This window comes from Streptomyces sp. CB02261 (genome assembly GCF_001905665.1).
Lineage (GTDB): Bacteria > Actinomycetota > Actinomycetes > Streptomycetales > Streptomycetaceae > Streptomyces.
In genome coordinates, this window is the sequence record NZ_LIVX01000002.1 from 527,372 (window position 1) to 547,633 (window position 20,262).

At 71.7% G+C, this 20,262-nt stretch carries 22 protein-coding genes; 12 read left to right on the plus strand and 10 right to left on the minus strand.

What is annotated here, in order from left to right; genetic code table 11:
• Nucleotides 1-51 precede the first annotated feature (51 nt).
• Complete coding sequence (locus tag AMK29_RS07895; protein WP_073809655.1) at nucleotides 52-747, plus strand: uridine kinase family protein; 696 nt, start codon at nucleotides 52-54, stop codon at nucleotides 745-747.
• A gap of 146 nt (nucleotides 748-893) precedes the next feature.
• On the opposite strand, the gene AMK29_RS07900 is transcribed toward AMK29_RS07895, so the two are convergent.
• Nucleotides 894-1,619, minus strand: a complete 726-nt coding sequence (locus AMK29_RS07900) for a SigE family RNA polymerase sigma factor (protein ID WP_073809660.1) — start codon at nucleotides 1,617-1,619, stop codon at nucleotides 894-896.
• Between the two features lie 170 nt (nucleotides 1,620-1,789).
• Here AMK29_RS07900 and afsQ1 point away from each other — a divergent pair, with 170 nt between their 5' ends.
• The 5 genes from afsQ1 (at nucleotide 1,790) to AMK29_RS07925 (ending at nucleotide 5,618) form a co-directional block, all read left to right on the plus strand.
• Nucleotides 1,790-2,467, plus strand: a complete 678-nt coding sequence (afsQ1, locus tag AMK29_RS07905; protein ID WP_017239746.1) for a two-component system response regulator AfsQ1 — start codon at nucleotides 1,790-1,792, stop codon at nucleotides 2,465-2,467.
• Nucleotides 2,464-3,993, plus strand: coding sequence for a sensor histidine kinase (locus AMK29_RS07910; RefSeq protein WP_073809669.1), 1,530 nt, complete (start codon nucleotides 2,464-2,466; stop codon nucleotides 3,991-3,993). The genes afsQ1 and AMK29_RS07910 overlap by 4 nt, the downstream gene beginning before the upstream one ends.
• On the plus strand, nucleotides 3,990-4,652 hold the full coding sequence (locus tag AMK29_RS07915; protein ID WP_073809673.1) for a hypothetical protein: 663 nt from the start codon (nucleotides 3,990-3,992) through the stop codon (nucleotides 4,650-4,652). The genes AMK29_RS07910 and AMK29_RS07915 overlap by 4 nt, the downstream gene beginning before the upstream one ends.
• A gap of 93 nt (nucleotides 4,653-4,745) precedes the next feature.
• Complete coding sequence (locus tag AMK29_RS07920; protein ID WP_073809677.1) at nucleotides 4,746-5,327, plus strand: VanZ family protein; 582 nt, start codon at nucleotides 4,746-4,748, stop codon at nucleotides 5,325-5,327.
• Between the two features lie 90 nt (nucleotides 5,328-5,417).
• Nucleotides 5,418-5,618, plus strand: a complete 201-nt coding sequence (locus tag AMK29_RS07925) for a PspC domain-containing protein (protein ID WP_073809681.1) — start codon at nucleotides 5,418-5,420, stop codon at nucleotides 5,616-5,618.
• A gap of 85 nt (nucleotides 5,619-5,703) precedes the next feature.
• On the opposite strand, the gene AMK29_RS07930 is transcribed toward AMK29_RS07925, so the two are convergent.
• Nucleotides 5,704-6,075, minus strand: a complete 372-nt coding sequence (locus AMK29_RS07930; RefSeq protein ID WP_073809685.1) for a hypothetical protein — start codon at nucleotides 6,073-6,075, stop codon at nucleotides 5,704-5,706.
• A 176-nt stretch (nucleotides 6,076-6,251) separates the two neighbouring features.
• On the minus strand, nucleotides 6,252-7,406 hold the full coding sequence (locus tag AMK29_RS07935; RefSeq protein WP_073809688.1) for an adenosine deaminase: 1,155 nt from the start codon (nucleotides 7,404-7,406) through the stop codon (nucleotides 6,252-6,254).
• Between the two features lie 105 nt (nucleotides 7,407-7,511).
• On the opposite strand from AMK29_RS07935, the gene AMK29_RS07940 reads away from it, so the two are divergent.
• A complete protein-coding gene (locus AMK29_RS07940; protein WP_073809692.1) occupies nucleotides 7,512-8,285 on the plus strand; it encodes a GNAT family N-acetyltransferase in 774 nt (257 codons plus the stop codon).
• 88 nt (nucleotides 8,286-8,373) lie between these two features.
• The gene (locus tag AMK29_RS07945) at nucleotides 8,374-9,150 is read left to right on the plus strand and encodes an alpha/beta hydrolase (protein WP_073809695.1); all 777 of its coding nucleotides are present in this window, start codon (nucleotides 8,374-8,376) and stop codon (nucleotides 9,148-9,150) included.
• On the opposite strand, the gene AMK29_RS07950 is transcribed toward AMK29_RS07945, so the two are convergent.
• Nucleotides 9,136-10,107 carry a LysR family transcriptional regulator gene (locus AMK29_RS07950; protein WP_073809699.1) on the minus strand — a complete coding sequence of 324 codons (972 nt, stop codon included), beginning with the start codon at nucleotides 10,105-10,107 and terminating at the stop codon, nucleotides 9,136-9,138. The two genes, AMK29_RS07945 and AMK29_RS07950, sit on opposite strands and share 15 nt — an antisense overlap.
• 62 nt (nucleotides 10,108-10,169) lie before the next feature.
• Here AMK29_RS07950 and AMK29_RS07955 point away from each other — a divergent pair, with 62 nt between their 5' ends.
• The 3 genes from AMK29_RS07955 (at nucleotide 10,170) to AMK29_RS07965 (ending at nucleotide 13,273) form a co-directional block, all read left to right on the plus strand.
• Nucleotides 10,170-11,432, plus strand: coding sequence for an MFS transporter (locus AMK29_RS07955; RefSeq protein ID WP_073809703.1), 1,263 nt, complete (start codon nucleotides 10,170-10,172; stop codon nucleotides 11,430-11,432).
• Between the two features lie 78 nt (nucleotides 11,433-11,510).
• Nucleotides 11,511-12,218, plus strand: coding sequence for a L,D-transpeptidase family protein (locus AMK29_RS07960; RefSeq protein ID WP_073809707.1), 708 nt, complete (start codon nucleotides 11,511-11,513; stop codon nucleotides 12,216-12,218).
• Nucleotides 12,219-12,301: 83 nt separating this feature from the next.
• Entirely contained in the window at nucleotides 12,302-13,273 is a 972-nt protein-coding gene (locus AMK29_RS07965) for a sigma-70 family RNA polymerase sigma factor (RefSeq protein WP_073810701.1), read from the plus strand.
• Nucleotides 13,274-13,279: 6 nt separating this feature from the next.
• Here AMK29_RS07965 and AMK29_RS07970 read toward each other — a convergent pair whose 3' ends face one another.
• Nucleotides 13,280-13,531 carry an STAS domain-containing protein gene (locus AMK29_RS07970; protein ID WP_241845203.1) on the minus strand — a complete coding sequence of 84 codons (252 nt, stop codon included), beginning with the start codon at nucleotides 13,529-13,531 and terminating at the stop codon, nucleotides 13,280-13,282.
• 103 nt (nucleotides 13,532-13,634) lie between these two features.
• On the opposite strand from AMK29_RS07970, the gene AMK29_RS07975 reads away from it, so the two are divergent.
• Nucleotides 13,635-14,291: an HAD family hydrolase gene (locus AMK29_RS07975; RefSeq protein ID WP_079196794.1), complete on the plus strand. Its 657-nt coding sequence runs from the start codon at nucleotides 13,635-13,637 to the stop codon at nucleotides 14,289-14,291.
• 61 nt (nucleotides 14,292-14,352) lie between these two features.
• Here AMK29_RS07975 and AMK29_RS07980 read toward each other — a convergent pair whose 3' ends face one another.
• The 5 genes from AMK29_RS07980 to AMK29_RS08000 form a co-directional block, all read right to left on the minus strand.
• The gene (locus AMK29_RS07980) at nucleotides 14,353-15,630 is read right to left on the minus strand and encodes a thymidine phosphorylase (RefSeq protein WP_073809715.1); all 1,278 of its coding nucleotides are present in this window, start codon (nucleotides 15,628-15,630) and stop codon (nucleotides 14,353-14,355) included.
• A gap of 82 nt (nucleotides 15,631-15,712) precedes the next feature.
• On the minus strand, nucleotides 15,713-16,117 hold the full coding sequence (locus AMK29_RS07985; protein ID WP_073809719.1) for a cytidine deaminase: 405 nt from the start codon (nucleotides 16,115-16,117) through the stop codon (nucleotides 15,713-15,715).
• Entirely contained in the window at nucleotides 16,114-17,376 is a 1,263-nt protein-coding gene (locus AMK29_RS07990) for an ABC transporter permease (RefSeq protein ID WP_073809724.1), read from the minus strand. The genes AMK29_RS07985 and AMK29_RS07990 overlap by 4 nt, the downstream gene beginning before the upstream one ends.
• Nucleotides 17,373-18,491: an ABC transporter permease gene (locus tag AMK29_RS07995; RefSeq protein WP_073809728.1), complete on the minus strand. Its 1,119-nt coding sequence runs from the start codon at nucleotides 18,489-18,491 to the stop codon at nucleotides 17,373-17,375. Before AMK29_RS07995 ends, AMK29_RS07990 begins: the two co-directional genes overlap by 4 nt.
• Complete coding sequence (locus AMK29_RS08000) at nucleotides 18,488-20,182, minus strand: ABC transporter ATP-binding protein (RefSeq protein ID WP_382615509.1); 1,695 nt, start codon at nucleotides 20,180-20,182, stop codon at nucleotides 18,488-18,490. Before AMK29_RS08000 ends, AMK29_RS07995 begins: the two co-directional genes overlap by 4 nt.
• Between the last annotated feature and the right edge of the window lie 80 nt (nucleotides 20,183-20,262).

The window sequence follows — 20,262 nt, forward strand, 5'->3', positions numbered from 1 at the left end:
GTGATCCTTCCGAGGGGTGACAGGGCGGACACCGACAGTAGTTGAGGTGTGATGCTCGATACCAACGGGCTTCCGCGGGGGTCCCCTGCACGGGGGAATGGTTCACACTGGTGTCCCGTGAGTTCCCAACCGATCCCGACCCGTGTCGTCCTGCTCGCGGGCCCCTCAGGCTCCGGCAAGTCGTCCCTCGCCGCCGTCACCGGTCTCCCGGTCCTGCGCCTCGACGACTTCTACAAGGAGGCCGACGACCCGACCCTCCCCCTCGTCCAGGGCAGCTCGGACATCGACTGGGACTCCCCGGTGTCCTGGGACGCGGACGCGGCCGTCGCCGCCATCGTCGAACTGTGCCGCACGGGGCGGACCGACATCCCCGTGTACGACCTCGCCACCAGCTCCCGGGTGGACCGCGAGCTGCTCGACATCGGGCGGACGCCGCTGTTCGTGGCGGAGGGGATCTTCGCGGCCGAGATCGTGGCCCGCTGCCGTGAGCTCGACGTCCTCGCCGACGCGCTCTGCCTGCGCGGCCGCCCCTCGACGACCTTCCGCCGCCGGCTCGCCCGCGACCTGCGCGAGGGCCGCAAGTCGGTCCCGTTCCTGCTGCGTCGCGGCTGGCGGCTGATGCGCGCCGAGCGGGCGATCGTCGCCCGCCAGTCGGAACTGGGCGCCCACCCCTGCGCCAAGCCGGAAGCCCTGGGCCGCCTGGCAGCGGCGGCGGCGGGCCGTCACCGCACGCCCGCGACCAACTAGAGCCGGAAAACACGACGCGGGTCGTACGAGCCCCCCAGCTCGTACGACCCGCGTCGCCTTTCCCCCGTACCCCCGTACGGTTCCCCCGTGCTCCCCCGACGGCTCCGATTCCCCCGTAGCCCCCGCGGGTCCTTCCCCCCAGACCTTCAGGCCACCAGCTCGCCGAAGGACTCCTCCTCGTCACGGCCGAAGCTCAGCACCTCGTCCTCGCGCAGTCGCCGCAGCGAGCGCCAGATGCTCGACTTCACCGTGCCGACACTGATGTCCAGGATCTCCGCGATCTCCGGATCGGTCCGGCCCTCGTAGTAGCGCAGCACCAGCATCGTCCGCTGGAGCTCGGGCAGCCGGGCGAGGGCCTGCCACAGCACCGTGCGCAGCTCCGTGCCGCGCATCGCGTCCGTCTCGCCGACCGTCTCCGGCAGCTCCTCGGTCGGGTACTCGTTGAGCTTGCGCCGGCGCCAGGCGCTGATGTGCAGATTGGTCATGGTGCGGCGGAGGTACCCGCCGACGGCGGCCTTGTCGCTGATCCGCTCCCAGGCGCGGTACGTGGAGAACAGCGCGCTCTGCAGCAGGTCCTCGGCCTCGAACCGGTCACCGGTGAGGTGGTAGGCGGTGGCGTACAGGGAGGCACGACGCTCCTGGACGTAAGCCGTGAACTCGGCTTCCGAACAGCTGACGCGTTCCCCCGTGACCTCCCCGTACGCCGCTCCCCCGTCAGCAACGGCCACCATGTACGGCGCCTTGCGCTGACGCCCGACGCTGCGAACGCACCCCCGTCCGTTCATTGCAGCACCGGACTTCTCCGTGCTCCGTACGACATCGTGGAGACGCGTGACTACTGCGCTCGAGGTGGTGCTGTGCAGTGCGTTCATCTCGCGCCCCCCGTCGGTTGGAGTGTGTTTCGGTCCGTGTGCCAAGAAGCTTGCCCACGGGACTTCATGGCGTTGTCCGCCGACTGTCACAGGCGTGTCACAGGCCCCGCGGCAGAAGCGCGCCTCCCAGCGGTCGAACTCGGACGGCCGCATGGGACAGAATGACGCCCGTGCCTTTTCTGCTGCTGATCGAGGACGACGACGCCATCCGCACGGCCCTCGAACTCTCCCTGTCCCGGCAGGGCCACCGGGTGGCCACCGCCGCGACCGGAGAGGACGGTCTCCAGCTGCTGCGCGAGCAGCGGCCCGACCTGGTCGTGCTCGACGTCATGCTGCCCGGCATCGACGGCTTCGAGGTCTGTCGGCGCATCCGCCGCACGGACCAGCTGCCGATCATCCTGCTGACCGCGCGCAGCGACGACATCGACGTGGTCGTGGGCCTGGAGTCCGGCGCCGACGACTACGTCGTGAAACCGGTGCAGGGCCGCGTCCTCGACGCCCGCATCCGGGCCGTACTGCGGCGCGGCGAGCGGGAGTCGACGGACTCGGCGACGTACGGCTCGCTGGTGATCGACCGTTCCGCGATGACGGTCACCAAGAACGGCGAGGACCTCCAGCTGACCCCGACCGAGCTGCGGCTGCTCCTCGAACTGAGCCGGCGGCCCGGTCAGGCGCTCTCCCGACAGCAGTTGCTGCGGCTCGTGTGGGAGCACGACTACCTGGGCGACTCGCGGCTCGTCGACGCCTGTGTGCAGCGGCTGCGCGCCAAGGTGGAGGACGTGCCGTCCTCGCCGACGCTGATCCGTACCGTGCGCGGGGTCGGTTACCGGCTGGACGTCCCTGCGTGAGCAAGGGGATCCTCACGCGGCTGCGCCTCTCCAGCCTGCGGCTGCGACTCGTCGTCGTCTTCGCCCTCGTCGCCCTCACCGCGGCCGTCGCCGCCTCCGGCATCGCGTACTGGCTGAACCGCGAGGCGGTGCTGACCCGTACCCAGGACGGGGCGCTCAACGACTTCCGGCAGGAGATGCAGAACCGGGCGGCGACGCTGCCGCTGCGGCCCACCCAGGACGAGCTGCGGCGGACCGCCGAGCAGATGGCGACCGGCAGCCGCGACTACCAGGTGCTGCTGCTCGGTGAGCGGGACGCGGGCAAGCCGATCGTGGGCGCCTCCGACCCGGACGACTTCACCCTGGCCGACGTGCCGCGGTCGCTGACGGAGGCCGTGGACACCGAGCGGAAGGTCACGGAGGCCGACCCGTACGCGTACCACCTGTTCTGGCAGCGTACGGAACGCAACGGGACGCCGTACCTGGTCGGCGGGACGCGGATCAGCGGCGGCGGGCCCGCCGGTTACATGTACAAGTCGCTGGCCGCGGAGAAGGCCGATCTGAACTCGCTGGCCTGGTCGCTGGGGATCGCCACCGCGCTCGCGGTGGCCGGCTCGGTGCTGCTCGCGCAGGTCGCGGCGACGACCGTGCTGCGCCCGGTGCACCGGCTGGGCGAGGCGGCCCGGCAGCTCGGCGAGGGCAAGCTGGACACCCGGCTGCGGGTCACCGGCGCGGACGAACTGGCGGATCTCACCCGTACGTTCAACGGGGCGGCGGAGTCGCTGCAGAAGAAGGTCGCGGACATGAGCGCCCGGGAGGAGTCCTCCCGCCGGTTCGTGGCCGACATGTCGCACGAGCTGCGGACCCCGCTGACCGCGCTCACGGCCGTCACGGAGGTCCTGGAGGACGAGCAGGACTCCCTCGACCCGATGATCGCCCCGGCCGTCGCCCTCGTCGTCAGCGAGACCCGGCGACTCAACGACCTGGTGGAGAACCTGATGGAGGTGACCCGCTTCGACGCGGGCACCGCCCGGCTCGTCCTCGACGAGGTGGACATCGCCGACCAGATCACGGCGTGCATCGACGCGCGGGCCTGGCTCGACGCGGTCGACCTGGACGCCGAGCGCGGGATCGTGGCGCCGCTGGATCCGCGCCGGCTCGACGTGATCCTGGCCAACCTGATCGGGAACGCGCTGAAGCACGGCGGATCGCCGGTCCGGGTCTCGGTGCGCACCGAGGCCGAGGAACTGGTCATCGCGGTGCGCGACCACGGCCCCGGCATCCCCGAAGAGGTGCTCCCGCACGTCTTCGACCGCTTCTACAAGGCGAGCGCGTCCCGGCCGCGGTCCGAGGGCAGCGGCCTCGGACTGTCGATCGCCATGGAGAACGCGCTGATCCACGGCGGTTCGATCACCGCCTCCAACTCGGTCGGTGAGGACGGGACGGTGGACGGCGCGGTGTTCGTGCTGCGGCTGCCCCTGGACGCGTCGGGGATCACCCGCGAGGTGCAGACCCGCAGCAGCCAGGGCGAGGTGGAGGAAGCGTGAGGCGCCGCACCTTCAGGCGTACGGCCGGGGCGGGGGCGCTCGCGGCGGCCGCGCTCGCCGTGTCCGTCACCGGCTGCGGGATCAGGACGACGTCGGTCCCGGTCGACGCGGGCGCCGCCCCGTCACGGGTCCCGTGCAGCACGGCCACGGGCGGGGCGACGGGGTCTCCGGTGCAGGGCGTGCCGGTCCGGGTGTTCCTGGTCTGCGGGGCGCAGCTGGAGGCGGTGGACCGGCGGTCGCCGCTGCCGGAGGAGAAGGCGGGCGGCGATCCGGTGCGTACGGCCGGGGGGCTGCTCGCGCAGCTGCTCGCCGAGCCCTCGGAGAGCGAGCGGCAGGCCGGGTTCACCAGCGCGGTGCGCGGGCCGCTGGTGGTGAGCGGCGGCCACTCGGGCGATCCGGCGGGGACGCTGCGGCTGAGCCGCCAGCCCGAGGACCTGGCGCCGACCGCCCTGTCGCAGCTGGTCTGCACGTTCGCGGAGAGCTCGGCGGGCGCGGGCGGCCACACCGTCCTGCTCGGCGGCCCCGGCGCGTACGAGCCGAAGCGCTACCGGTGCACGACCGAGCTGCGCGAGCGCCCGGAGTCGGCGCCGCCGACGGCGCCCGCGAGCGCTCCGGCGACCGCCCCGACGACCGCCCCGGCGGCGACGGCCACGGGCTGAGCGGGCCGCCTCCGCACCCTCGGGGGCGGGTCCTCCCCGGGTCCGGCCGTACCCGGCGGAACCGATTCCGCTGTGCGGGGCGTCTTGGGGGGCGTGCAGCGTCAAGGTTCGGGCGGCAGTGCCGCCGTGGTCGTCCGCGTGACGGGGTTCGTCCTCGTCGTCGCGCATCTGCTGCTCGTCGCCTGGGTCAGCCTGCGCCCACGGGACGTGGCCTGGGTGACCGCGCCGAACACCGTCCCGCTGAACGGCCTCCGCGCGGACCTCGCCCTCGGCGCCACCGAGGCGGCCCGGCTGATCGGTGAGGGGCTGCTGCTCCTGGCGCCGCTGGGGGTGCTGCTGCCGATGGCCGACGGGCGGTTGAACGTCTCCCACTGGGCCTCGCTCGTCCGGACGACCGCCGCCGGGGCGCTGGTGTCGCTGGGCGTGGAGCTGCTGCAGACCGCCGTGCCGGGTCAGGTCGTGGACGTGGACTCGATCCTCCTGAACACGGCGGGGGTGGCGCTCGCGCACCTCCTCCTCGTGCCGGCCGGGCGGACCTGGCTGCGCCGCAGGTCGGACGGGGGCCGGGCGGGCTCCTCCGCGGGGACGGGCCGGGGCGAGGGTTCCGCCCTTCTGCGGGGCGAGGGGTCTCAGGGTGCGACCCCGACGATTACCAGGGTTCCGATCGCCCGGTAGACCGACGCCCCGGACACCCGTCCGGCGGCAGTATGGAGTCATCGGGAGCCCGAAGGAGCGGCTCCCGGACCGACTCCGAAGGAGCCCACCATGGCCGCACTTGCCCGCCCCCGGGACGGACGCATGATCGGCGGAGTGTGCGCGGGGCTGGCCCGGCGCTTCGGCATCTCCGCGACGACGATGCGCGTGATCTTCGTGGCCTCGTGCCTGCTGCCCGGCCCGCAGTTCCTGATCTACCTGGGACTGTGGATCTTCCTGCCGGCGGAGAAGAGCGCGAGCACGGCCTGGTAGAGGCCGCCGTACGCACGGACGCACGCCGAAGGGGCGCGTACCCGGGACGACCGGGTACGCGCCCCTCCTGCGTGTACGGCGGTGGTCAGCCGATCGGCAGACCGCCGGCGCCCAGCGGCAGGCCGCCGAGGAGGCCGCCGAGCGGGGTAGCGCCGAGGCCGCCGGTGACGGCGTCGAGCGGGAGGTTCTGGGTGGCCTGGCCGGCGGCGCCCGGAAGGGTCTTCACACCCTGGTCGAGGCCCTGGCCGAGGACGCCCTGACCGACACCGAGGGACTCGGCGGCGCCGTCGGGGAGCTCGGTGAGGCCGTCCCCCAGCGGCACGGTCTGGGTCACCAGGCCGAGCGCGTCGGGGGTGGCGGGCGCGGCCGGTGCGGCGGAGGCCGTGCCGGCGGCGGCAGCGGCGAAAGCGGCACCGAGAGCGGCGACACCGAGCTTCTTGGCGGCAGACTGCTTCATCTGAAAATCTTCCTTGGGGGAATCCGGGGGCTTCGAGGAAAAAGCCGGGAGGGGAAATCCTGGGAATGCAGAGCGGCTCTGCAACCTAACCAGGGATCGACGCCTCCGCAAACACCGGAAAGCGGCCGGGTGTCGTACTCGCCCGGCCGCTCCCGTCCCCGTGACGCGGTGGCGACTCAGCCCTCCGTACGGGAAGAGTCGCTGGTCGTGGCGGTCTGCTGGAACAGCCATTCGGACTTCAGCTCGGCATATCCGGGCTTGATGACCTCGTTGATCATGGCGAGTCGTTCATCGAAAGGAATGAACGCTGATTTCATCGCATTGACAGTGAACCACTGCATGTCGTCGAGCGTGTAAGCGAATGCCTCGTTCAACAGCTCGAATTCGCGGCTCATGCTCGTCCCGCTCATCAGCCGGTTGTCGGTGTTGACGGTGGCCCGGAAGTGCAGCCTGCGGAGCAGTCCGATGGGGTGCTCGGCGAACGAGTCGGCGGCCCCGGTCTGCAGGTTGGAGGAGGGGCACATCTCCAGCGGGACCCGCTTGTCACGGACGTAGGCGGCGAGCCGGCCGAGGGTCACCGAGCCGTCGTCGGCGACCTCGATGTCGTCGATGATCCGGACGCCGTGGCCGAGCCGGTCGGCACCGCACCACTGGAGCGCCTGCCAGATGGAGGGCAGCCCGAAGGCCTCGCCGGCGTGGATCGTGAAGTGGTTGTTCTCCCGCTTGAGGTACTCGAAGGCGTCGAGGTGGCGGGTGGGCGGGTAGCCGGCCTCGGCGCCCGCGATGTCGAAGCCGACGACGCCGGCGTCGCGGTAGCGGTTGGCGAGCTCCGCGATCTCCAGGGCGCGGGCGGCGTGCCGCATCGCGGTCAGCAGGGCGCCGATCCGGACGCGGTACCCGTTCGCCCTGGCCTGCCGCTCGCCCTCCCGGAAGCCCTCGTTGACGGCCTCCACGACCTCTTCGAGGGTGAGACCGCCCTCCAGGTGCTGCTCGGGGGCGTAGCGGACCTCCGCGTACACGACGCCGTCCTCGGCGAGGTCGACGGCGCACTCGGCGGCGACACGGAAGAGGGCGTCACGGGTCTGCATGACGGCGCAGGTGTGCGCGAAGGTCTCCAGGTAGCGCTCCAGCGAACCGGAGTCGGCGGCTTCGCGGAACCAGACGCCGAGCTTGTCGGGTTCCGTCTCGGGGAGCTGCGAGTAGCCCTGCTCGCGGGCGAGTTCGATGATCGTGCCGGGGCGCAGCCCGCCGTCGAGGTGGTCGTGGAGCAACACCTTCGGGGCGCGGCGGATCTGGTCCGCGGTGGGGATGCTGGGAGTCTGGCTCGTCATTTTCGCACTCTAGCCCCTACGCGCGTAGAGCGCGCCTCGCTGCGCCGTGTCCGCTCCAGGCTCTTTCCGGTGCGGACCGGGACGTCGAACACCTGGCGTGGGCCGATGACTTCCGCGACTCCCCGCTCCGAGCTACGCCGCGTCCAGGACTTCCTGTCCGGCTTCGACCGCAGGCAGGCGGCCCGTACGGTCGACTTCCCCGGCGGCTTCGCCGCCTTCGACGACGCGTACGCGCTGTCCCGGGGGAACAACCACGTCCTGGTGGACGGGGAGACCGACGCGGAGGCGCTGCCCGCGCGGGTCGACGAGCTGATGGCGCGTCTCCCGTACCGTCATGCCTACGTCCTCGACGAGACGGTCGCCGAGGTCTGTCTCGGGCCGATGTCCACGGCCGGGTATCGCCACTCCACCTCGCTCCTCATGCGCCACACCGGCCCGGTGCCCGCGCGAGGCGGCGCCCGGGAAGTGGGCCTCGACGCGCTGCGCGCGCCTGTGACCGCGTCCTGGCACCGCATCGCACCCCAGGCAGGCCCCGATCACGTCCACGATCTGGTGGAACGGCGGGCCGCCCGGCGCCGGGGCGCCGAGGTGGTCCTCTTCCTGGCCTCCTTCGGCCCGGCGGGCGAGACGGCCGCCTGGGCCGATCTGTACATGGACCCGGCGAGCGGGGTCGCGCAGATCGAGGACCTGGTCACGGACGAGGCGCACCTCGGGCAGGGGCATGCCGGCTCCGTTCTCGACACGGCCGTACGCCTGGCCGCCGACGCCGGCTGCACCACCCGTTTCCTGACCGCGCGCCCGGACGACTGGCCGCACCGCTGGTACGCGCGGAAGGGCTTCGAGACGATCGGCAGCGTGTCCCGATTCGAACGGTCCTAGGAGGTGCGGGCGTTCGGTCCGCGGGCGATACGTAACAGAGACCGCGCGTACGACTGGCGTACACCTCCGCTTCTGAGACTGTTCTGTCATGGCGCACTTCGCACTCGTGGGGCCGCCCGAGGCCCGGAGACCCCGGCTCGGACGGCCTGTTGGAGGTTCACGGACGTCGGCGACCGCGGGCGGCGTGGTGCTGCTGCTGCCCGACGGCGAGCCGGTGTCGGGGCGGGGCGCCTCGGCGTGGGCGCACGCGGCGATGCTGCCGCTCGGGCGCGCGCTCGTCCGCGCGGGCCGGTCCGAGGGGCTCGTCGCCCATGTGGTGCGCTACCGGGGGCGCGGCTGGAACGGGGCCGACGCGAACCTCGCGGAGGACGCCTCCTGGGCGGTCTCGGAGGCGGTACGGCGCTACGGCGACGTCCCGGTCTGTCTCGTCGGGCACGGGCTCGGCGCACGGGCGGCGCTGCGGGCGGCCGGGCACGGCGCGGTCGGCGCGGTCCTGGGCCTGGCCCCCTGGCTGCCGGAGGACGACGTGGCCGCGGAGCCCGAGGCCGTACGGCAGCTGGTGGGGCGCCGGGTGCTGCTGGTGCACGGCACGAACGACGCCCGTACGGACCCCGAGCTGTCGTTCCGGTACTCGGAGCGGGCGAAGAAGGCCAACCGGGACACCTGCCGGTTCGAGGTGCACTCGGACGGCCACGCGCTGCGCCAGTACGCGGACGAGGTGCGGGCCCTCGCCGCCGACTTCGTCCTCGGCGCCCTCTTCGCCCGGCCGGTGGCCCGGCCGGTGACCGACGCGATGGCCGCTCCCCCGCCGCTGGGCCTGCGGATGCCGCTGGCGGCGGGCTTCGGGGGCTCACTGCGGCGGTGAGGGCTCCTTCGGCAGCAGGTGGCCCCTGCGGCTGAGGAGGAACTTCTTGAAGGCGGCGACCGGGGCCGTGTCCGGGTGCCCGTCGAGCCAGGCGACGCCGATCTCCCGGACCGCGCGCGGCGCGGTGACGGTGAGCTCGACGACGCCGGGACGCGGGACGGCCGGCGGGGGCAGCAGGGCGACACCGAGGCCGGCGGCGACCAGGCCGCGCAGCGTCTCGGCCTCCTCGCCCTCGAAGGCGACCCGGGGCCGGAAGCCCGCCTCCGCGCACAGGTCGTCGGTGATGCGGCGCAGCCCGTACCCCGGTTCCAGGGTCACGAAGGTCTCGTCCGCGGCCTCGGCGAGGCGGACGCGCTTGCGGCCCGCGAGCCGGTGGTCGTCGGGGACGACGAGCCGGAGCCGCTGCTCGTCGAGCCGACGCGCGACCAGGTCGGGGGCGTCCGGCACCGGGGAGGTCAGGCAGAGGTCGAGGTCCCCGGCCCGGAGCCGTTCGATCATGGCCTCGCCGTAGTTCTGGACGAGGGTGAAGCGGATCCTCGGATGGTCGACGCGGAAGGCGCGGATGAGGCCGGGGACGGTCTCGGAGCCCATGGTGTGGAGGAAGCCGAAGGCGACACGGCCGGCGGTGGGGTCGGCGTCGGCCCGTACGGTGTCGGCGGCCCGCTCCACCTCGGCGAGGGCCCGTTCGGCGGCGGTGAGGAAGCGGCGCCCGGCAGGGGTGAGGGAGACCGTGCGGCCGCGGCGGGCGAAGAGGGTGACGCCGAGGTCCTGTTCGAGCCGGACCATGGCCCGGGAGAGTGTGGACTGCGGGACGCCCATCTCGGCAGCGGCGCGGGTCACGTGCTCGTGCCGGGCGACGGCCGCGAAGTACGCGAGCCGCGGGGCGAGGAGCAGTCCCATGTCTTCTTCGTTACTGTTCGGTGACAGGCGAGGCTGTGACCTGTACTCATGCACCATGGGAACGATTACAGCAGTTCCGTGCATTGGACGCATGAAACGGATCGTCCTACGTTCGTGACATGCCTTCCGCCAGTACCCAGGCGGCCGCCACCACCGCGTCCGCCGACACCCGCCTCGCCCCCGGTACGCCCGGCTACCGCCGGATGAGCCTCGCGCTCTTCGCCGCGGGCCTCGCCACCTTCGCCCTCCTCTACTCCACGCAGGCCCTCCTCCCGGCCATCTCGGCCGAGTTCGGCGCCTCCGCGTCCGCCGCCTCCTGGACGGTCTCGGCCGCGACCGGCGCCCTGGCCCTGTGTGTCCTCCCGCTCAGCGCCCTCTCGGAGCGCTTCGGCCGGCGCGCGATGATGACCGCCTCCCTGTCGGTCGCGGTCGCCGTGGCGCTCCTGGTGCCGCTCGCCCCGAACCTGGAGTCCCTGATCGCCCTGCGCGCGGTCCAGGGCGTGGCGCTCGCCGGGCTGCCGGCCTCCGCGATGGCCTTCCTCGCGGAGGAGGTCCGCCCCCGGGCGCTGATCGCGGCGATCGGCCTGTTCGTGGCGGGCAACTCGATCGGCGGCATGAGCGGCCGTCTGGTGACCGGCTGGGTGGCCCAGCTGTGGGGCTGGCGCGCGGGTCTGGCCGCCGTCGGCCTGACCTCCCTGCTGTGCGCGCTGGCCTTCCGGGCGCTGCTGCCGAAGGCACGGCACTTCACGCCCGGCACGCTCGACCCGAGGGCCCTCGCGCGGACCGTGCGGACGCATCTCGCCGATCCGCTGCTGATGCGGCTGTACGTGATCGGCGCCCTGTTCATGACGGTCTTCGGCGCGGTGTACACCGTGATCGGCTACCGGCTCGTCGAGGCCCCGTTCTCGCTGCCGCAGGGCGTGATCGGCTCGATCTTCCTGGTCTACCTGGTCGGTACGGTCTCCTCGGCCGCGGCCGGCAGGCTCGTCGGGCGGCTCGGCCGGCGCGGCGCGCTCTACCTGGCGGTCTCCACCACCGCCCTCGGCCTGCTGCTCTCGCTCGCCGACGCGCTGGCGGTGGTCCTCGCGGGCCTCGTCCTGATCACGGCCGGCTTCTTCGCGGGCCACGCGGTCGCCTCCTCCTCGGTGAGCCGCACGGCGACGACGGGCCGCGCGCAGGCCTCGGCGCTCTACCAGTCCGCGTACTACCTCGGCAGCAGCGCGGGCGGCACGCTCGGCGCGATCGCCTTCCACGCGGGCGGGTGGGCCGGCACGGTCCTGATCGGTCTCGTCGCGGTCCTCGGCGTCGTGTCGGTGACGCTGTACGGCAGCCACAGCGCCCGTCTGGAGGCGCGGCGGATCCGGCCCGTCGCGTCCTGCTGATTCCGGCCGGATTCCGGTGCAACTGAGTCGCTCCCCCGGACGTCCTGAAGCATAGGACTCAAGGGGGAGTTGACGATCATGAAGAACATCGCGGGTCGCATAGGGAAGAGAGCGGGAATCGCGGCCGGCCTCACCTCACTGGTGGTGCCGATGACGATCGCGCTCGGTACGGCTCCGGCGCAGGCGGCGTCCTGCAACGTGACGACGGGCCCGTACCAGAAGCAGGTGGAGAAGTTCCTCGGGCGGACCGTCGACGGCCGCCAGTCGCTCGGCGACTGTCAGGCCATCCAGGCCTTCCAGCGCAAGCACGGCATCACCCCGACCATGGGGTACGCGGGGCCGCTCACCTGGCGCACGATGAACACGATGCTCCAGCAGAAGGCGGCGGGCACCAACCCGAACCGGGCGGGCACCTGCCCGACCAACCGGGGCCGGATCGCCTGCGTCGACCTGACCCGCCAGCTGAGCTGGATCCAGGACGGCGCCCGCCTCAAGTACGGGCCCGTTCCGGTCCGTACGGGCAAGGACGGCACCGAGACGCGTACCGGCTCGAAGAAGATCTACTGGCGGAACATCAACCACTGGTCGACGCTGTACAACGTCTCCATGCCGTACGCGCAGTTCTTCGACGGCGGGCAGGCCTTCCACTCGACCACGAAGTCCATGTGGAACCCGCCGGGTTCCGGCGGCTGCGTCAACATGCGCTCGGCCGACGCCAAGGCGTACTGGAACCTGCTCAGGAACGGCGACGACGTCTTCGTCTACGGACGCAAGCCGGGAACGTGACCCCGACTGTCAGTCGGCTGCGGTAGCTTCCCCTCACCGGCACCGAACGGGCGCCGGTGAGGGGTGAGTGGGGTGTGGACCCGATGAGCGACGCCGCGACCGCGACGACCGACGAACTCGACAAGTACCGCAGAGAGCTGACCGGTTACTGCTACCGGATGCTCGGATCGTCCTTCGAGGCGGAGGACGCGGTGCAGGACACCATGGTGCGGGCCTGGAAGGCCATCGACTCCTTCGAGGGCCGCTCCTCGCTGCGGTCCTGGCTGTACCGGATCGCCACCAACGTCTGCCTGGACGCGCTGAACGCGGGCAACCGGAGGGCTCGGCCGATGGACCTCACCTCGCCGACGCCCGTCGCCCAGGCGCAGCTCGTCAAGCAGCCCGAGATCACCTGGCTGGAGCCGGTCCCCGACGGGCGGGTGCTGCCCTCGGTCGCGGACCCGGCGGAGACGGCCGTCTCCCGGGAGACCGTGCGGCTCGCGTTCGTGGCCGCGCTCCAGCACCTGCCGCCCAAGCAGCGGGCGGTGCTCATCCTGCGCGAGGTGCTCGCGTGGAAGGCGAGCGAGGTCGCGGAGCTCCTCGACACCACCGTCGCCTCGGTCAACAGCGCGCTCCAGCGGGCCCGCGCGACCCTGGCCGAGCAGGCGCCGGCCACCTCCGACCCGGCGAACCCGCTCGACGAGGAGCAGAAGGCGCTCCTGGAGCGCTATGTCGCCGCCTTCGAGGGCTACGACATGAAGGCGCTGACCGCGCTCCTCCACGAGGACGCGACCATGTCCATGCCGCCGTACGACCTCTGGCTCCAGGGGCACGACGACATCGTGGGCTGGATGCTGGGCGTCGGCGAGGTCTGCGCCGGCTCGAAGCTGGTGCCGACCGTGGCGAACGGCTCCCCGGCGTTCGCGCAGTACCACCCGGACCCGGAGGGCGGCTTCGCCCCGTGGGCGCTCATCGTCCTGGAGCTGCGGGACGGCAAGGTCGCCGGGATGGACTTCTTCCTGGACACCGAGCGCTGGTTCCCGCTCTTCGACCTGCCGGCGCGGCTGGAGGCCTAGGCCGCACTAGGCCTCCAGGGCCGCGTCGAGGCCGGTCAGGAGGAGCAGGGCCCGCAGGTCGGGTCCTGCTCCTCGGAAGCGGATGCGGTGGCCTCGGCGGCCGGCCGCGAGTCTCAGCCGGGCGAGCGCGTCGACGGCGGCGAGGTCGGCCCGCGCGAGGGCGCCGACCTCGCAGACCACGTCACCGGGCGGGGCGGCGCCGAGTGCGGCACAGAGCCGCGCCACCTCGTCCCGGGTGGGGCAGGCGGGCAGGGTCACGACAAGCGGTTGACTGGTGTCCACACCGGTGGAGACCGGACGCGGGACGAGAACTCATCGGGGGCCCGGCCTGATCGACGGGGCACCCCCTAGGCTCTGGATCATGACTCATGAGCCTGTCGAGCTGGTGATCTTCGACTGTGACGGTGTCCTGGTGGACAGCGAGCGGATCTACTGCCGGGTGGACCGGGAGGTGTTCGCCACGCTCGGAGCGGAGTTCACCGAGGCGGAGATGGTGGAGCACTTCGTCGGCTCCTCCCATGAACTCCTCACCTCGATCCTGGAGGAGAGGATCGGCCGCCCGCTGGAGCCCGGCTGGGGCGCGCCCTTCCGGCAGCGGTACGAGGACGCCCTGGACGCGGAGCTGACGGCGGTCGAGGGCGTCACGGACGTCCTGGACGCCCTGCCGCTCCCGTACTGCCTCGCCTCCAACGGCAGTCACGCCAGCATCCGCAAGAACCTCACGCGCACGGGCCTGCTGGACCGCTTCGAGGGCCGGATGTTCAGCGCACGGGACGTCTCCCGTGGGAAGCCCGCGCCGGACCTCTTCCTGCACGCGGCGGCCACGATGGGCGTCCCCCCGGAACGCTGCGCGGTCGTGGAGGACAGCCCGTACGGCATCCAGGCGGCCCGCGCCGCCGGCATGCGCGCCTTCGGCTACTGCGGCGGCCTGTCCCTGGCGGAGCGCCTCGCGGGGCCCCGGACGGTGGTCTTCGAGCACATGCGGGAGCTGCCGGGCCTGCTGGGGACGGGGCTCTAGCCGAGAACGCCGAACGGGACCGGTGGTGGCCCACCGGTCCCGTTTTCGACGGACGACGCCGCTACGCGATGCGGTCCAGGACGATCGGGTTCGGGGTGAAGGCCGTGCCCGGGGCCGCGATGTCCCAGGCCGAGTCCAGGGACTTCAGGGCGTACTCGAACTTCTCCGGCGTGTCCGTGTGGAGGGTCAGGAGCGGCTGGCCCGCCGTGATCGTGTCGCCCGGCTTGGCGTGGAGCTCGACGCCCGCGCCCGCCTGCACCGGGTCCTCCTTGCGGGCGCGGCCCGCGCCCAGGCGCCAGGCGGCGATGCCGATGTCGTACGCGTCGAGGCGGGTGAGGACGCCGTCGGCGGGGGCGGTGACCACGTGCTGCTCGCGGGCGACCGGGAGGGTCGCGTCCGGGTCGCCGCCCTGCGCCGCGATCATCCGGCGCCAGTGGTCCATGGCCGAGCCGTCGGCGAGCGCCTTCGCCGGGTCCGCGTCCTTGATGCCGGCCGCCGAGAGCATCTCGCGGGCCAGTGCGATGGTCAGCTCGACGACGTCGGCGGGGCCGCCGCCGGCGAGGACCTCGACGGACTCGCGGACCTCCAGGGCGTTGCCCGCGGTGAGGCCGAGCGGGGTGGACATGTCGGTGAGCAGCGCCACCGTCTTCACACCGCTGTCGGTGCCGAGGCCGACCATCGTGGAGGCCAGCTCACGGGCGTCCTCGATGTTCTTCATGAACGCGCCGGTGCCGACCTTGACGTCGAGGACCAGCGAGCCGGTGCCCTCGGCGATCTTCTTCGACATGATGGAGCTCGCGATGAGCGGGATGGCCTCGACCGTGCCCGTGACGTCACGGAGCGCGTAGAGCTTCTTGTCCGCCGGGGCGAGGCCGTCGCCCGCCGCGCAGATGACCGCGCCCGTGGTGTCGAGGACGTGGAGCATCTCCTCGTTGGAGAGCAGCGCCCGCCAGCCCGGGATGGACTCCAGCTTGTCGAGCGTGCCGCCGGTGTGGCCGAGACCGCGGCCGGAGAGCTGCGGGACGGCCGCGCCGCAGGCGGCGACGAGCGGGGCGAGCGGGAGGGTGATCTTGTCGCCGACGCCGCCGGTGGAGTGCTTGTCGGCGGTGGGGCGGGAGAGGGAGTCGAAGTTCATGCGCTCGCCGCTGGCGATCATCGCCGCGGTCCAGCGGGCGATCTCCGCACGGTTCATGCCGTTCAGCAGGATGGCCATGGCCAGGGCGGACATCTGCTCGTCGGCGACCGCACCGCGGGTGTAGGCGTCGATGACCCAGTCGATCTGCTCGGGGCTCAGCTCGCCCTTGTCCCGCTTCGTGCGGATGACGGAGATGACGTCCATGAGGTGGTGCCTCTTTCTACGCGCATAGAGGGGGAAGGGGGGAGCGACCCTTCCATCGTGCCGGAAGGGCCGCTCCGAGGTGTTACTTCGACAGGTGGCCGGGGCCGAACGCCTGCGGCAGCATCTCCGCCAGCGTCAGGAACCCGGCGGGCGTCTCCAGGACGAGTTCGGGGCCCCCGAACTCGTACAGCAGCTGGCGGCACCGTCCGCACGGCACCAGGGACTCACCCTGGCCGTCCACGCAGACGAAGTGGGTCAGCCGGCCTCCGCCGGTCGCCTGGAGCTGCGAGACGAGCCCGCACTCGGCGCACAGGCCGAGCCCGAACGAGGCGTTCTCCACGTTGCAGCCGGAGACCACCCGCCCGTCGTCGACGAGGGCCGCCGCGCCGACCGGGTAGCCCGAGTACGGGGCGTACGCGCGGGCCATGGCCTCGCGGGCCGTGACCCGCAGGGCCTCCCAGTCGGCCTCGGGGAGGGCGGTCGTCATTTGCCCTGGCCCTTCCGGTAGGGCAGACCGTCCGCCTTCGGCATCCGCAGGCGCTGGGCCGACAGGGCCAGCACGAGCAGGGTGGTGATGTACGGGGCCGCGTCGACGAACTGGCTCGGGACCTCGTCGGTCAGCGCGTACCAGAGGAAGAAGCCCGCGGAGAAGGCGGCCGCGACCACACCGGCCACGTACTTCTTCTTGTACAGCTGCCAGACCGCGGCGAGTACCAGGAGCACGGCGACGAGCAGCAGCAGCGCGTGGACGTTCTCGGCGCCGCCGCGCAGCTTGAGGCTGTCGGTGAAGCCGAAGAGGCCGGCGCCGAGCGCCATGCCGCCGGGCATCCAGTTACCGAAGATCATCGCGGCGAGACCGATGTAGCCGCGGCCGCCGGTCTGGCCCTCCTGGTAGATGCCGGTGGCGACGATCGCGAGGAACGCGCCGCCGAGGCCGGCCAGGCCGCCGGAGACGGTGACGGCGATGTACTTGTACTTGTAGACGTTCACGCCGAGGGACTCGGCCGCGACCGGGTTCTCACCGCAGGAGCGCAGCCGCAGACCGAAGGCCGTGCGCCACAGCAGCCACCAGGTCGCCGGGATCAGCAGCAGCGCCACGACCGTGAGCAGCGACAGGTTGGTGACGAGTCCGCCGAGGATGCCGGCCAGGTCGGAGATCAGGAACCAGTGCTTCTGCTGGAGGTCCTGCAACCAGTCGGACAACCCTGGGATCGTGATCTTGGTGATCTGCTCGATGCGCGGGGACTGCTTGGAGGAGCCGCCCTCGGCCTCGGCGAACGTGAAGTTCGACAGGTACTGGGTGAAGCCGACCGCGAGGATGTTGATCGCCACACCGGAGACGATGTGGTTCACGTTGAACGTGACGGTGATGATCGCGTGCAGCAGACCGCCGAGCGCTCCGCCGAGGAGACCGAGGAGGACGCCCACCCAGGGGCCCCACTGGTATCCGGCCCAGGCGCCGAACCAGGTGCCGAGCACCATCATGCCTTCGAGGCCGATGTTGACGACGCCCGCGCGCTCGGCCCAGAGGCCGCCGAGTCCGGCGAGGCCGATCGGGACGGCGAGCTGGAGCGCGCCGGAGACCTGGCCCACGGAGGTGAGGTCGTCGGCCCCGGAGACGGCCCGGACGAGCGAGAAGAGGAGAAGACCGGCCGCGACGATCAGCATGATCCACGGCCAGGTGAGCTTGCGGCGTCCGCCGCCCTTGGGCGCGGCGCTCGGCTTGGTGACAGTGCCGGTGCTCATGCCGAGACCTCCTTGTCGGTCTTGATGGCGCCGCCGGCGGCGAGTTCCTCGCCGACCTTCTGCTGCTGGCGGCGGAGGCCGTAACGGCGAACGAGCTCGTAGGAGACGACGACCGCGATCACGATGATGCCCTGCATGATCTTGGTGATCTCCTTCGGATAGCCCTCGGTGTCCAGCGACGAGGAGGCCTTGTCGAGGAACGCGAAGAGGAGCGCCGCGAAGAAGATGCCGACCGGGTGGTTGCGGCCGAGCAGGGCGATGGTGATGGCGGTGAAGCCGACACCGACGGGGAAGTCGAGGCTGTACGTGTGGGACTCGCCGAGCAGCGTCGGCATGCCGGCGAGGCCGGCCAGCGCGCCCGAGAGCAGCATCGAGGTGAGGATCATCTTCTTGGCGTCGACACCGCTGGCCTGGGCGGCGGACTCGCTGGCGCCGGTGGCGCGCAGGTCGAAGCCGAAGCGGGTGCGGTTGAGGACGAACCAGTAGACGACGCCGAGGGCGAGCGCGACGAAGGTGAAGCCGTAGATGACTCCGTTGCCCTCGCCCATGTCGATGCCCGGGAACCAGCCGGACTCGGAGATCTCACCGGTGGTGAGGTTGTTCGAGCCCTCGGGCTGGACGCCGAAGTTCTTCGGCAGGATCAGCCAGGCCACCAGCGAGGTCGCGATGGCGTTCAGCATGATCGTCGAGACGACCTCGGAGACACCGCGGGTGGTCTTCAGGATGCCGGCGATGCCGGCCCAGAAGGCGCCGGTGAGCATCGCGACGAGCACGATCAGCAGGATGTGCAGCGGGCCGGGCAGTTCGATCGAGGCGCCGACGAGCGCCGAGACCATCGCGGCGAGGCGGTACTGGCCGTCGACGCCGATGTTGAACAGGTTCATCCGGAAGCCGATGGCCACGGCCAGGGCTGCCAGGTAGTAGATCCCCGTCTGGTTGACGATCAGGACCTGGATGTCGGCGAACCCGGCGTTGTCGATCATCAGCGTGATCGGCTCGATCGGGTCGAGACCCGTGGCGAGCAGCACCAGGACGGTGAGCACGAACGAGGAGACCAGCGCGAGCACCGGTCCCGCCGCGCCCAGGATCAGCTTGTCCTTGTCGAATTTCATCATCGGGCGTCACCGTCTCCGGGCTGCTCTTCGTTGCCTTCGAGGCGACCGCCGGCCGCGCCGGTCATGGCGGATCCCAGCTCCTCGGGCGTGATCGTGGCGGGGTCGGCGTCGGCGACGAGCTTGCCGCGGTACATGACCCGGAGGGTGTCGGAGAGACCGATGAGCTCGTCGAGGTCGGCGGAGATCAGGAGCACGGCGAGGCCGTCGCGGCGGGCGTCCCGGATCGCGTCCCAGATCTGCGCCTGCGCGCCGACGTCCACACCACGGGTGGGGTGGGCGGCGATCAGGAACTTGGGGGCGTGGCTCATCTCGCGGCCGACGATCAGCTTCTGCTGGTTGCCGCCGGAGAGGGAGGCCGCGGTGACGTCGATGCCGGGGGTGCGCACGTCGTACTCGCGCACGATCCGCTCGGTGTCCTTGCGGGCCGCCTTGGGGTCGAGGACTCCGCGCTTGGAGTTGGGCGCCTCGGTGACGTGGCCGAGGATGCGGTTCTCCCAGAGCGGGGCTTCGAGGAGCAGGCCGTGGCGGTGGCGGTCCTCGGGGATGTAGCCGATGCCGCCCTCGCGGCGCTTGCGCACCGAGACCTTGGAGATGTCCTGGCCGTCGAGGGAGATGACGCCCGCGTCGGGGGTGGCCATGCCCATGAGGGCCTCGATGAGCTCGGTCTGGCCGTTGCCCTCGACGCCCGCGATGCCGAGGATCTCGCCCTTGTGGATCGTGAGGGAGATGTCGTCGAGGAGCTTGCGGCCCTCCGCCGGCTCCTCGCGCAGGGTGGCGGTGCGCGACGGGTCCGGCGGCGCGGCGGTCGTCAGGGGGGCCGCGATGCCGGACTCGACGAGGGTCAGGCCCTCGACCTTGAGCATGGGGACGTCGGTGACCGTCGACTCGCGGGTCTCCGGCGAGGGCAGCTCGCTGCCGACCATCAGCTCGGCGAGCTGCTTGGTGGTGGCGGTCCGCGGGTCGGCGGTGCCGACCGTGGTGCCCCGGCGGATGACGGTGATGTCGTCGGCGACCTTCAGGACCTCGCCCAGCTTGTGCGAGATGAAGATGACGGTCAGGCCCTCGGACTTGAGCTCGCGCAGGTTGTCGAAGAGCGCGTCGACCTCCTGCGGGACGAGCACGGCGGTCGGCTCGTCGAGGATGAGGATCTTGGCGCCGCGGTAGAGGACCTTGAGGATCTCCACGCGCTGGCGGTCGGCGACGCCGAGGTCCTCGACGAGGGCGTCGGGGCGGACCCCGAGGCCGTACGCGTCGGAGATCTCCCGGATCTTCTTCCGCGCCTTGGCGCCGATGCCGTAGAGCTTCTCGCCGCCGAGGACGACGTTCTCCAGGACGGTGAGGTTGTCGGCGAGCATGAAGTGCTGGTGCACCATGCCGATGCCGCGCGCGATGGCGTCACCGGGGCTGGAGAAGGTGACCTGCTCGCCGTCGACGGCGATGGTGCCCTCGTCCGGCTTCTGCATGCCGTAGAGGATCTTCATGAGGGTCGACTTGCCGGCACCGTTCTCGCCGATGAGGGCGTGCACGGTGCCCTTGCGGACCGTGATGGCGATGTCCTTGTTGGCGACGACGCCGGGGAATCGCTTGGTGATGCCGTGCAGTTCTACGGCAGGGGGGCTGGACGCGTTGATGACGCACTCTCCTTGGCCGGAAGGAGTGGGAGCGGGGAGGGCAGGGCGGGGCGAAGCTATCGTGCCAGGGAGACATCTACACGCGTAGCACTGCCGAAAAATGAAAACCTGTACGGGAATGGGCCCGGGGCCCGGTGCGG